Raw genomic sequence first — 11,751 nt, forward strand, 5'->3', positions numbered from 1 at the left:
TCTCATCGATGCATTTTTATAGTTATATATATATCGCTATGACTTTTATAGGAGGGTCATTCTTGAATTTTTTTTTCCTGAAAGCGAAAGAAAAAACTATCTTTTATCTACTTTTAACCATTCTTTTTCACTCGCTTTACAATCTATTCGGCTATCTGTTTATTGTTTAGTTGCCTTACCATTCTAGAATCGTTTAATGTTTGAAAGAACTACATTCTGTTTAATATTCAACCTTTTCATCCCTACAATCTCCCTTTTCGTGTATCTTTTTTTCAGCATAAATTAATAATCACAAACTTGGCCTTAACCAAGCCAGTTGATGATTATGCCTTTAACAGAAGACGCCAATTTCGAAGATAATTCCATCATTTTTTTACACCATACCAGGGTACGTACGCAAATTATTTATTCTGCCACAATATTGTCCATTCTTGCTGCTTTTGCTACCTTACCATTTATTTACACCACAGTAAGCGTTAAGGGGAATGGTTCTTTGCAGAGTAATATCGAAAGAACAGAGTTATTGGCACCAGTAGGTGGGAAAATTACGCTGATTAATTTAACAGATAATAAAAAAATAAAAAAAGGACAACTTCTTTTAAATATAGACCCTACTCTACCTGAAACGCAAAACGTGATTTTGAATAATCGCTCAAGTGAATTAAAAGATTTATTAAATGATGCGCTCCTCCTCTTAAAACTGGTCGATTTAAGCAATGCCGGGCAACCTGCATTGCAAACCGGCCTGTATGCCGCAAGCTGGCAGCAATATGCAGAGCAAATTCAAAATGCTTTAAATGCCCGCGAGCAGGCTTACAAGATTTATAAAAGGTATGAGATTCTTTATAGCAAGAAAGTAGTTACTGAAGCAGAGTATGAGCAATATAAGTTCAATTACGATCAGGCGCTTTCCGATTTCAATCTGGTGGCTAAAAAATACAAAACACAGTGGCAAACGGAATCAAATCAGTATAGAAAAGAATTAAAAGATCTCGCTGGTCAGAAAATCCAGTTCACCGAACAGGAGAAATTATACCATTTAAACGCAGGGGTTTCCGGAACGGTACAAAATCTATCAGGTTTACAATTGGGTTCTTTTATTACGGCCAATCAGAAAATTGGCGAGATATCGCCTGATAGCGCTTTGCTGGCCATCAGTTACATCAAGCCTGCTGATATCGGTTTAATTAAAGCTGGTCAAATTGTGCGGTTTCAGATCGATGCTTTCAACTATAACCAATGGGGGTTACTGGATGGTGTAGTAACCGACATTTCAGATGATATCATACTGATTAACCAAAGCCCTTATTTTAAAGTGAAGTGTAAGCTGGACAAGGATTATTTAAAGCTAAAAAACGGTTACAAAGGACAGGTAAAAAAGGGGATGACTTTTAATGCACACTTTACTATTGCAAAACGAAACCTGTATCAATTACTATATGACAAGGTTGATGATTGGTTAAATCCAAATGGAACCAAAAGCTAAAAAACCAAAGCAGAAAATTTCAAATTTCTCAAACCCACATCTCAGTTCGCCAGTCTCAAATCTCACATCTAAAACCCATGTCTACACGAATAAAACAACGCGATATTACCGATTGTGGTGCTGCTTGTTTAGCATCTATATCTGCATTTTATAAACTGAAAATGCCTGTTGCGCGCATCCGTCAACTGGCCAGCACCGACCAAAAAGGAACCAATGTTTTGGGTTTGATAGAAGCGGCAAATAAACTGGGTTTTGAAGCAAAAGGTGTAAAGGGCAATTTAGACAGTCTTTCTAAAATTCCATTACCGGCCATTGCCCATGTGATAGTGAAGAAGCAATTGCAACATTATGTAGTTATTTATAAAGTAACGGATAAATACATTGAAGTAATGGACCCGGGCGATGGGAAAATGCACCGCAAAACTATTGAAGAATTTACAGGCGAATGGACGGGCGTATTGGTGTTGTTATTACCTGATGAAGGTTTTAAACAGGGCAATGAAAAGGTTGATACTGGAAGCCGCTTTTGGAACCTGATTAAACCGCATAAAAGTATTGTCATACAGGCGCTTTTTGGTGCTTTAATTTATACCATACTGGGACTATCTACCTCGGTTTTTGTTCAGAAAATAACCGACCACGTTTTGGTAGAGGGTAACCGGAACCTGCTTAATTTAATGAGCTTAATGATGGTAGCCATTTTAGCGCTGCAATTGTTTATCGGTACCGCTAAAACTATTTTTACTATCCGCACCGGGCAACAGATAGATGCCGGTTTGATATTGGGATACTATAAACACCTCTTAAAGCTACCTCAGCAATTTTTTGATACCATGCGGGTAGGCGAAATTATTTCGAGGGTAAATGATGCCGTTAAAATAAGGGCTTTCATAAACGATGTTTCTATTAATCTGGTGGTAAATGGCTTTATTGTGGTATTCTCTTTTATTTTAATGTTCAGTTACTATTGGAAACTGGCCTTATTGATGCTGGCGGTTATTCCATTGTATCTGCTGATTTATTTCATCAGCAATAAACTAAACAAGAAAATGCAGCGGAAGCTGATGGAGGAGTCGGCCGAGTTAGAATCGCAGCTGGTTGAGGGCTTAAATAATGTGGCCACCATTAAAAGATTTGGCCTTGAAAGGTTTACCAACGAAAAAACTGAAACGCACTTTATTGGCCTGCTAAGAACAATTTATAAATCAGGCTTAAACTCTGTTTTCTCCGGAACAGCAACCGAGGTTATTGCCCGTATGCTCACGATCATATTGCTTTGGGTGGGTGCAGGTTATGTTTTGGACGGAGAAATCACGCCAGGTGAATTATTTTCTTTCTATACCCTTATTGGTTATTTTACGGGTCCGGCTACCTCGTTAATTGGTGCAAATAAATCTATCCAGGATGCCATGATCGCTTCCGATCGTTTGTTTGAAATTATGGATCTGGAAATTGAACAAAATTCATCGAGTGTTTTCCTGACCAAAGAATTAATGGGCGATATCCGTTTCGAACATGTAGCCTTTAGGTATGGCAGTCGCGTTAATGTGTTTGAAGATTTAAACCTCAAGATTAAGGCCGGGAGTTTTACTGCGATTGTAGGGGAGAGTGGATCTGGTAAATCTACCCTAATGTCGTTACTTCAAAATATTTATCCCATACAATCGGGCAATATTTTTATTGGTAATCATGCACTTAAGTATTTGAACAATGCTTCTTTAAGAAATTTACTCAGCGTTGTACCCCAGAAAATTGATCTTTTTGCAGGAAATGTAATCGAGAATATTGCCATTGGCGATTATGAACCCAACATGCAACAGATTATTAGTATTTGTACACAGTTAGGGATTATCGATTTTATTGAAGCTTTGCCAGAAGGTTTCCAGACTTATTTAGGCGAAAACGGAGCTTCTTTATCGGGCGGACAGAAACAAAGGATTGCAATAGCAAGGGCATTGTACCGTAATCCTGAGATTTTAATTCTGGATGAAGCGACTTCCTCTTTAGATTCAGCTTCGGAGCAGTATGTACAGCGGACAATAGATCTGTTAAGGATGCAAAAGAAAACAATCATCATCATTGCGCACCGCTTACCTACGATTAGAAAAGCTGATCAGATTATTGTGTTGGATAAAGGAAAGGTTGTAGAAGAAGGAAGCCATGCTGAAATGATGATTGCAAATGGCCACTACGCCAATTTATGGAAACAACAATTTGGTGATGAGGATTTAACAAGTTTGATGATGCCTTCATTTCTCTAAGAGTTGAACTTTACTAGCAAGTTGGCAAGAAAAGTTGCCAGCTCTTGAATTTAATACACTAAAGCCACATCAGTTTTATTATGAAATTATTAGAATACATCGATCGCATTAAAATTATCCACAAACTGATAAAAGAAAGCCGTACAGGTGCACCAGAAAATTTAGCCAGAAGATTATCAATTTCAACCTCGCGATTATACGTGGTATTAGATGAGTTGAAACTAATGGGTGCTCCGATAGAATACTCGAGACAGTTACAAACATATTATTATACCCAGGCATTTGAAGTAAATATTAGGGCTGATTTTACGGTTTTAAAGCCTCAGGAGTTAATGAATGTAAATGCTGGATTTTTTTATCAGCAAAATTACCCACTCCTTTTTTTGTAGAGTGGGCAAAAGTAATTTAGTAGTGTTGCAACAATAGGCGGTTACCGAAAAGCCTTTAAAGAGTAGGTACATCATTAAAAAGAATTAAATCATGAAAAATTTAAATTTAGAAAACCTTAGTGTTCAGGAAATGAATGCTATCGAAATGCTTGAAGAAAACGGTGGAATGGGATATGATGCTGGTGGTTATGGACTGGTATATGATCGTGCAAAAGGAGACGGCGCATTTTACAAAGGTTTTTTTAAAGGTGTATACGATGCTATTTTTAACTAAAATTTATTATGATACAAGAATTAACTAAAAATGAACTACTCATCACGAATGGTGGTAGTGCTAAAGAGATAACCCCTGAAGATCTAGGCTATGAAGTTGGTCATTGGGTTGGCAAAGCACTTATCGTTTGGGCTACTTTCTTTAAAAAATAAAGAGTGACATACGATTTTTTTAAATCTTATTATTCAGTTTAAACAGAGCAAATCCTTTAATAATTCATTAAAGGATTTGTTGCATATAATACTTTATGCTCTATGTCGCCTGTCATCAGGTTATAGTTAACTGCTTTTCTTCAATATATTAACGCTAGATACCGTCCATGGTGGCTTACGCAGCCTGGTTTAGTGCTTTTATAATCAAAAAGGTTTTCCGGAGATTGGTAAATATTTATATTGATTTCAGCTAATTCATTATAAACTGCTGAGGCTATCGTATGAAGGTAGCTCAGATGTAAATCGCTTTTAGTGAAATATGTATGCTCATCAATGTTTACCAGACCTTCTACCTGCCTGATGCTGGTATAAATTGAACACTTTAAACTTTTAGGCGCAAAATTTCGGATGCCTGTTGTACGGTTATGGATTTTATAGGCCGATTCTTTCATACTCCATAACAGCCATACCATTTCATCCGAATTTTTTGCTGATGAAATGAGTAGCTGTTCGTCGGTTGTGAAAATCTTATTCAGGTAGTTTTTACGCCTCCAGTTACTTTGGATTTTTGCCAGATCCAGGTCAACGATATCGTTACCCAGCATGTGCTTCCAGCTTTTGAGCTATAATTTCGGTCGTGGCTTTTACGTTGAGCATTTTCGCCATCGAATCGTTGTCTATTTCGATGTTGAACTTCTCTTCAATATCTAAAACAATATCAACCAGGTTGGCCGAATTTATTTTTAAATCGGTTATAAAATCAGTGTTTTCGTCAATATGTGCCAGGGCTGTTACCTCTTCGCTGTAAGGTTCGACAATTGTTTTTAAGGCTGCGATAATCTCTTCTTTATTCATGAGGGTATTTTTTAAAAATAATACAGGCATTAATATCGCCAAAACCAAAACTGGCTTTAGCTAAGATATTAATTGGTTTTTGAATTAAAGTTTGTGGAATGCATTTCGCATTTATTAAAGTGCTGATCTCGGGGTTTAAGTCTTCGCAGTTAATATTCGGGAAAATAAATCCTTCCGAAAGTTCAAGTATCGAAGCCACACATTCTATGCTCCCTGATGCTGCAATGCAATGGCCAATCATACCTTTTAATGAATTGATATACGGGAAATCGTCAGACGATAATTGTAATGCTGCTTTCCAGTTTTCTATTTCGAGTGCATCTTTCGTTGTTGCGGTAAGGTGACCATTAATTACATCTATTTCACGGGCTTCAATACCCGCATTTTTTAATGCTGCCTGGATACACCGCTGTACAGCGGTAGGGTTTGGGGCAGTCATGGTGCCTAAACCCCGCTGACCACCTGAGTTGATATGACCGCCAAGCACCTCGCCATAAATTTTGGCTTTCCTTGCCATTGCGTTTTCGAGCGATTCTAATACCAGGGCGCCGGCGCCACTGCCAGGTACAAAACCACTTGCGCTTGCACTCATTGGGCGGCTGCCTTTTTCGGGTTCGTGGTTATGTTTAAAGGTGCAAACTTTCATGGCATCAAAACCACCCCAAATGTAAGGGCCACTGTCGCTGGTACTCCCCGCTAACATTTTTGTGGCCTGACCTGTTTTAATTCTTTCGTAAGCCAGCAATATACTTTCAGCTCCTGTGGCGCAGGCCGATGAATTGGTGCTTACCTGATTCCCCAAGCCTAATTTTCCGCTGATAAAAGCACTTACGCCGCTGGCCATGGTTTGTATCACGACCGAACTTCCCAGCTTTTTGATTTCAAGTGCATCTATTTTATTAATGGCCCATCTAAATTTATCGATACCAGAAGTGCCCGCACCGAAAATGGTTCCGCTATCCCAGTAGGGTTCGTCATTATTCTCAATTGTTAAACCCGCATCCTTCCAGGCATCCAGGCCAGCAATAACACCATAAATAATTCCTGTACTATTTAGGTTTCGTAATTCAAGTGGTGTAAAATATTGGCTGATCCGCGCTTCGCTAAGTGCTGGTTTGCCTGCAATCTGGCAAGAGAAGTTTAAGGCTTCCAAATCGGGTTGATGGCGGATTCCGGAAAGCCCTTTTTTTATGGCCTCCGAAAACTCATTAATGGTTGTGGCATTGGGTGCGCATATGCCTAAACCTGTAATTACAACTCTGTTACCCATTTTCTTTCGAAATTAACATCCCGGAAATATTTCCTTTGCAAACCGTTTCGCCAACTGCATTTTCCATTTTTACCTTACAACTCAGTTTATTAAACCTGAAATATACTTTCTCACTCGTTACGGTAACCTGTTCACCAGGGTAAACTGGTTTTAAAAAATCAATAGCGTTTGACGTCATGGCGATCGATACATTTTGATCAATATCTTTTAACAGGTAAATACCTAAACAAACCAATCCGATTTGTGCCATGGTTTCGGTAAGTATGACTGCAGGGGTTAGGGGATGGTTTTTAAAATGACTTTCGTAAAAGGGTAAATCTTTGGCATAAGTATAAGTGCCCTTCGCTCCATTTTCATCAATGTGCAACAATTCATCAACGAAAAGAAAAGATTTACCGTAAGGCAGTTGATCTATTATTTCTTGTGTAGTCATGGCTGAAGGATGGAGTTCTTGAATAATAGCATGATTGAATGAATGGTTACCATTGTAAAAGTATGCGCTGTGCTGAAAAACCCGGGCCGAAGCTTAACATCAGTCCTTTTTCTCCAGGCATTGGCTTTTTCTCCATCATCCGTTCTAAAACATAGAGAACTGTTGCGCTGCTCATGTTTCCGTAAAGCCTTAAAACTTCTTTTGTTTCATCTATATTTTTGTTTAACTGACTAAATAGCTCTTCAACAATCTGGATAATCTTTTTTCCGCCCGGATGGAAGATCAAATGGTCGATATCGTTAATTCCAAAGCCGTGTTTGGTCAGAAAAGGGTGAATGATATCCGGAAAATGACTGGCAATGGTTTCCGGAACAGCCACATCCAGTACCATTTGCAATCCGGTATTGGTGAGCTTAAATCCCATCATCTCTTCAGCATCGTAAAAATGGTACATTTCTTCGGCTAAAATTTCTGGCCCGCTATCTTCTTCATTCGAACTTAACAGTACACAAGCGGCACCATCGCCAAATATCGCGGCACTTACAATGTTGGCCATCGAAAAATCGTTTAATTGAAAAGTTGCCGTTGGCGATTCTACTGCAACAACCGCGGCGCGTTTGCCCGGATTGGCTTGCAGAAAATTCTTAGCGTAAATCATGCCCGATACCCCGGCAGCACAACCCATTTCGGTTACGGGTAAGCGAACAATATCCTGACGCAGTTTGAGGAGATTAATCAGATAAGCATCTAAAGAAGGGATCATAATGCCGGTGCAGCTTACCGTAATGATGTAGTCTAAATCCTGTGCCTGCCAATTGGCTTTCTGGAGTGCGGTTTCCAAACATTTAGCACCTAGTTTTATTCCTTCCCTTACATAAATGTTGTTTCGTTCCTCAAAACTTAAATCACTAAAAACTTCTTCAGGCGACATGATCGAGTATCTTTTATCTACCGCGGCGCTTTCAAAAATCTTTTTTACCTTCCTGATCAAGCGATCATCCTGGTCTTTTAACCAAATATCCAGAAATGGTAGAATCTCGGTGGTTGACCGCGAAAATTCGGGCAAGGCTTTACTTACTGCTTTTACGGTTACGCTCATATCGTTTTAATTATCCATTGGTAGCGGAAAGCCCATTTCCATTTTATTGAACTCGATTTTAAGTTTAATTGTTTGCTGTATTTGAGCAAATCTGCACTTTTAAACCCGCGTAGAATGGATATTAAACCGTCCTCCCGCGACATATCATTTAAACGGAAAACATAACACAAAGCTTTAAACAGGTAATAGGCTACTGCACTCCGTTGCAGATCGTTGATCACAATGCCTATGGCTGCCGATCTTTTAAAATTTTCTAGCAGATCAATAATTTCTTCATCTTTAAAATGATGTAAGGTTAAGGTACACAGCATAATGTCGCAAGGTTCTGTTTTACTTAAATCATCAAATATATCGCTACAGGCATAGGTGATATTCGGGTAGTTTTCAGATAAACTTTGCGCATGACTGATGGTGAATTTATTGGCATCTATCCCTTTTAAAATAAAATGTAAACCTTGTTTATTAGCATAATCGGCCAAGGTGCGTAACATATCTCCATTTCCACAGCCGATATCAGTAATACGTATAACTTGATCTAATGGTTTGCCGTTGATTAAGGTTTTCACCCCATCGAGTGTAACTTTATTACCCCCAAGGAGCTGATTAATACTGGCTATTTTGTCGAGTGCATCGCGTAATACCTCACCTTCCATGGCGAAATCATCCATAATCTCGGGTGCTGTGCTTCTATATGTGGTATCTACTGGCATTTATGATGAAATCTTGATGGGTTTACCATGAGTCTGTTTAATTATTTTATGGAGTAAAAAGGGCATTTTAGTCAAGGCATTCATCGCCAGACTTTCGAAATTATGGTTCCTGAGCAAAGCAGATAATATTCTTCCCGTTTTTAAGCGGCTTTTAAATTCCCTGTTCCAGTGTAGAGTATAATTTTCCTCCAGTGCCACACGTGAATTGATTTGTCCGCCGATTCTTTGATGCAAAAGTTCTGAAACAATTTTGGCACTGTGAATGGCCATGGCCATACCGTTTCCACAAAGTGGATGAATTAATCCGGCAGTATCGCCAATCATTAACATATGGTTATATACAGGTTCTTTGCCCTCAAAAGAAATCTGACTGATGGTTAAGGGAACATCAAATAAACTGCTGGCATTTTCGAAAACAGCCTTCAAATACCTGTTTTTATAAAGCACATTTTCCTGGAAGGCCTGCAGGTTTTTGTGTTTTTTAAAACGCTCATAGTTCGCCAGATAACAGATGTTTAACCGGTCATTTTCAACCTTTGAAACCCCACAATAACCACCTTGAAAATTATGCAGACTAACCAGGTTGTTCGGAAAATCAGCCTTATAATGTGCTTTAACTGCCAGATAAGGCGATCGTTTATTAATGAAACTCCGGTTTAGCTTAATATCAATAGCCGATCTTTTTCCATAAGCACCAATAACATAAGCGGCAACAAAAGAATGGTTTGCCGTTACTATTGTAAATTTATTTTGGGCAAAGTTTATTTCTACCACGCGATCATGAATTACATTTACCTTCCTCCTGATCAGTTCGGTATACAGGTAATGATCCATGGTATACCTGCTTAAACCAAAACCACCCAGCGGCAATTTAGTTTGTATACTTTTGCCCGAAAGGGAGGTGAAAAGCAGATCGCTGATTGATGTGGGCGCAAGATTTTCAATATCCAGGCCGAGCCATTCAAAATAGGGGAGCACCTCATTCGAAATGTATTCGCCGCAAACTTTATGGTGGGGATAGGTATCTTTTTCGATCAGCGTAACATTTAAACCCAACTTATTCAGGTGAAGTGCGGCCGTTAAACCTGCCAATCCACCACCAATAATTAAAATTTCTGTTTCGGACCGCATAAGATGAGATGGAATACTAATATAACGTTTTAACCATTTGTTTGTTCCATCTCCGAATTTTTAACCACAGAGATAATCGAAAAAAGAGCACAGAGGGCACCGGGTTGGGTGTACAATGGAGGCTATATAGTTATAAATTGTCATCCTGAGCCTGTTGAAGGGCCTGTTTAAATGCCTCTCAATTTCGTTAGTGCCCGTTTCCAAATGAGTGCAGAAATGCTTTACGATTTTATCGTTTGTAACAATTGATTGTCTTTTCCGGGAGCTTCAAAAAACTTTAATAGCAGCAGTGTCTGTTTTGAATAAACGGGATTGCAGCGGCATCTCCCGATTCTTCATCGGGAATCTAGCGTAAAGCCCGACGAACATTAACAATGTTTACCAACACTGCTTTGCTAAACAATCTTCAGGCTATATTAATTGGCTAGCTGCCGTCAAAAGGTTACATAAATAGCTGTACCATTTCATTATTAGAAGCGGGCGTTGACATCTATCTGTCGCTTCTTTCTTCCATATTCAAATCGGTATCAAAAGGACTTTTGGTAAAGGGATAAATGGATTGTTTAACAAAACCTTTCGGATACGAAGCTTCATGTACGCCCGTTCCGGCGGGCCATTCTTTGCCTGGTAAATAATAAGTACCAAACATCATATCAATAAAAGGAAATATGGAAGCGAAATTATGTCCATAGTATTTAGGATCTTCGCAATGATGCCAGTGGTGATATTGTGGTGTCGTAAAAATGTATTTTAAAGGGCCAAAATTAATCCTGGTGTTGGCATGGATGAGTACTGCATGGATGGCAATAAATATAATGTACACATTGAACACGGTTGATGAAAAGCCTAAAACATAAAGCGGAATGAAAGTCATTGCGCGGGTGAAAAAGATATCGATAAAATGTGTGCGGCTTCCTGCCAGCCAATCCATATTTTGTGTAGAGTGGTGTATGGAATGGAAACGCCAAAGGGCTACCCGGGTATGAAAAAAACGATGTGCCCAATATTGAAACAAATCGGTACTAAAAAAAGCCAGAAACAAAGCTACTATAAAAGGGAGTCCCTGTACCCAGGTGTGCAATTTATCTAAACCGATCCAGCCAAAAAATAATACGGCAGGTTTTTGGGTTACAATACCGAAAAACTGAATAAACAGATGGCTGATTACAAAATAAGTTAAATCGGTGCGCCACTCTTCGTGGAATTTAGTCTGCTCATTGTTTTTGGGGAAGAATAATTCTAAAGGAACAAAAATAGCGACCATTAAAAGCAGATCTAAAATCATCCAGTCTAAGCCAAAATGCCAGCTCGATTTGGCTACATCTCTCCCTTCAACACTCAAAGCGCCCAATATTACGGCCAAAGCACCAAGTACAAAGCCTGGCCAGGCCCATTTGAGTTTTTTACTGAGGATTAAACTCAATAAAGAAAAAAAGAATGCTGCAATAACACCGCCAAGCATTAGTGCTTCCATGCTGTTTTTCGTGTAAATTTCGCGGAATTCGGGTGTGGTAAGCTTTTCAGGATAATGAAAACACAGGATACCTAAAAGCGCCAGCACAGCTAAAAAAATAGAAATATACCCACTAATCTGGCCCTGGCCCACTACTAATCTTTTGTTCGGAGACATTAAAATATGTTTTGGTAGATAACAATGATAATAAAAAAAGATAAAATATAGTCGAATAAGT

The 11,751-nt window shown here is 38.9% G+C and carries 13 protein-coding genes; 5 read left to right on the forward strand and 8 right to left on the reverse strand.

Going from position 1 to position 11,751, the window contains the following annotated elements:
• Positions 1-325: 325 nt before the first annotated feature.
• The 5 genes from AC07YT_RS20715 to AC07YT_RS20735 all read left to right on the forward strand — a co-directional run bounded on the left by AC07YT_RS20715 (position 326) and on the right by AC07YT_RS20735 (position 4,562).
• The gene (locus AC07YT_RS20715; RefSeq protein ID WP_494945508.1) at positions 326-1,486 is read left to right on the forward strand and encodes an HlyD family secretion protein; all 1,161 of its coding nucleotides are present in this window, start codon (positions 326-328) and stop codon (positions 1,484-1,486) included.
• 77 nt (positions 1,487-1,563) lie between these two features.
• On the forward strand, positions 1,564-3,747 hold the full coding sequence (locus tag AC07YT_RS20720; protein WP_086547697.1) for a peptidase domain-containing ABC transporter: 2,184 nt from the start codon (positions 1,564-1,566) through the stop codon (positions 3,745-3,747).
• Between the two features lie 80 nt (positions 3,748-3,827).
• Positions 3,828-4,136, forward strand: a complete 309-nt coding sequence (locus AC07YT_RS20725) for a hypothetical protein (RefSeq protein ID WP_086547696.1) — start codon at positions 3,828-3,830, stop codon at positions 4,134-4,136.
• 91 nt (positions 4,137-4,227) lie between these two features.
• Complete coding sequence (locus AC07YT_RS20730; RefSeq protein ID WP_086547695.1) at positions 4,228-4,410, forward strand: hypothetical protein; 183 nt, start codon at positions 4,228-4,230, stop codon at positions 4,408-4,410.
• 8 nt (positions 4,411-4,418) lie between these two features.
• A complete protein-coding gene (locus tag AC07YT_RS20735) occupies positions 4,419-4,562 on the forward strand; it encodes a hypothetical protein (RefSeq protein ID WP_494945509.1) in 144 nt (47 codons plus the stop codon).
• Positions 4,563-4,702: 140 nt separating this feature from the next.
• On the opposite strand, the gene AC07YT_RS20740 is transcribed toward AC07YT_RS20735, so the two are convergent.
• The 8 genes from AC07YT_RS20740 to AC07YT_RS20775 form a co-directional block, all read right to left on the reverse strand.
• The gene (locus AC07YT_RS20740; protein ID WP_086547694.1) at positions 4,703-5,167 is read right to left on the reverse strand and encodes a 4'-phosphopantetheinyl transferase family protein; all 465 of its coding nucleotides are present in this window, start codon (positions 5,165-5,167) and stop codon (positions 4,703-4,705) included.
• Positions 5,157-5,417, reverse strand: a complete 261-nt coding sequence (locus AC07YT_RS20745) for an acyl carrier protein (RefSeq protein ID WP_086549411.1) — start codon at positions 5,415-5,417, stop codon at positions 5,157-5,159. The genes AC07YT_RS20740 and AC07YT_RS20745 overlap by 11 nt, the downstream gene beginning before the upstream one ends.
• Complete coding sequence (locus AC07YT_RS20750) at positions 5,410-6,687, reverse strand: beta-ketoacyl-[acyl-carrier-protein] synthase family protein (protein ID WP_086547693.1); 1,278 nt, start codon at positions 6,685-6,687, stop codon at positions 5,410-5,412. The genes AC07YT_RS20745 and AC07YT_RS20750 overlap by 8 nt, the downstream gene beginning before the upstream one ends.
• Positions 6,680-7,120: a 3-hydroxyacyl-ACP dehydratase FabZ family protein gene (locus AC07YT_RS20755; RefSeq protein ID WP_086547692.1), complete on the reverse strand. Its 441-nt coding sequence runs from the start codon at positions 7,118-7,120 to the stop codon at positions 6,680-6,682. The genes AC07YT_RS20750 and AC07YT_RS20755 overlap by 8 nt, the downstream gene beginning before the upstream one ends.
• Positions 7,121-7,166: 46 nt before the next feature.
• Positions 7,167-8,219: a type III polyketide synthase gene (locus tag AC07YT_RS20760; protein WP_086547691.1), complete on the reverse strand. Its 1,053-nt coding sequence runs from the start codon at positions 8,217-8,219 to the stop codon at positions 7,167-7,169.
• A complete protein-coding gene (locus tag AC07YT_RS20765; RefSeq protein WP_086547690.1) occupies positions 8,216-8,929 on the reverse strand; it encodes a methyltransferase domain-containing protein in 714 nt (237 codons plus the stop codon). The genes AC07YT_RS20760 and AC07YT_RS20765 overlap by 4 nt, the downstream gene beginning before the upstream one ends.
• On the reverse strand, positions 8,930-10,060 hold the full coding sequence (locus AC07YT_RS20770) for an NAD(P)/FAD-dependent oxidoreductase (RefSeq protein ID WP_086547689.1): 1,131 nt from the start codon (positions 10,058-10,060) through the stop codon (positions 8,930-8,932). It lies immediately after the preceding gene.
• Between the two features lie 490 nt (positions 10,061-10,550).
• Positions 10,551-11,690: a sterol desaturase family protein gene (locus AC07YT_RS20775; RefSeq protein ID WP_086547688.1), complete on the reverse strand. Its 1,140-nt coding sequence runs from the start codon at positions 11,688-11,690 to the stop codon at positions 10,551-10,553.
• Positions 11,691-11,751: the final 61 nt, after the last annotated feature.

Source organism: Pedobacter sp. GW460-11-11-14-TSB4, from assembly GCF_059423705.1.

What these genes read in the sequence shown, in the direction of transcription:
- AC07YT_RS20715 (WP_494945508.1), top strand. Translation starts at nt 326, where the DNA reads ATGCCTTTAACAGAAGACGCCAATTTCGAAGATAATTCCATCATTTTT.
- AC07YT_RS20775 (WP_086547688.1), bottom strand. Translation starts at nt 11,690, where the DNA reads ATGTCTCCGAACAAAAGATTAGTAGTGGGCCAGGGCCAGATTAGTGGG.
- AC07YT_RS20755 (WP_086547692.1), bottom strand. Translation starts at nt 7,120, where the DNA reads ATGACTACACAAGAAATAATAGATCAACTGCCTTACGGTAAATCTTTT.
- AC07YT_RS20765 (WP_086547690.1), bottom strand. Translation starts at nt 8,929, where the DNA reads ATGCCAGTAGATACCACATATAGAAGCACAGCACCCGAGATTATGGAT.
- AC07YT_RS20735 (WP_494945509.1), top strand. Translation starts at nt 4,419, where the DNA reads ATGATACAAGAATTAACTAAAAATGAACTACTCATCACGAATGGTGGT.
- AC07YT_RS20720 (WP_086547697.1), top strand. Translation starts at nt 1,564, where the DNA reads ATGTCTACACGAATAAAACAACGCGATATTACCGATTGTGGTGCTGCT.
- AC07YT_RS20745 (WP_086549411.1), bottom strand. Translation starts at nt 5,417, where the DNA reads ATGAATAAAGAAGAGATTATCGCAGCCTTAAAAACAATTGTCGAACCT.
- AC07YT_RS20725 (WP_086547696.1), top strand. Translation starts at nt 3,828, where the DNA reads ATGAAATTATTAGAATACATCGATCGCATTAAAATTATCCACAAACTG.
- AC07YT_RS20740 (WP_086547694.1), bottom strand. Translation starts at nt 5,167, where the DNA reads ATGCTGGGTAACGATATCGTTGACCTGGATCTGGCAAAAATCCAAAGT.
- AC07YT_RS20770 (WP_086547689.1), bottom strand. Translation starts at nt 10,060, where the DNA reads ATGCGGTCCGAAACAGAAATTTTAATTATTGGTGGTGGATTGGCAGGT.
- AC07YT_RS20730 (WP_086547695.1), top strand. Translation starts at nt 4,228, where the DNA reads ATGAAAAATTTAAATTTAGAAAACCTTAGTGTTCAGGAAATGAATGCT.
- AC07YT_RS20760 (WP_086547691.1), bottom strand. Translation starts at nt 8,219, where the DNA reads ATGAGCGTAACCGTAAAAGCAGTAAGTAAAGCCTTGCCCGAATTTTCG.
- AC07YT_RS20750 (WP_086547693.1), bottom strand. Translation starts at nt 6,687, where the DNA reads ATGGGTAACAGAGTTGTAATTACAGGTTTAGGCATATGCGCACCCAAT.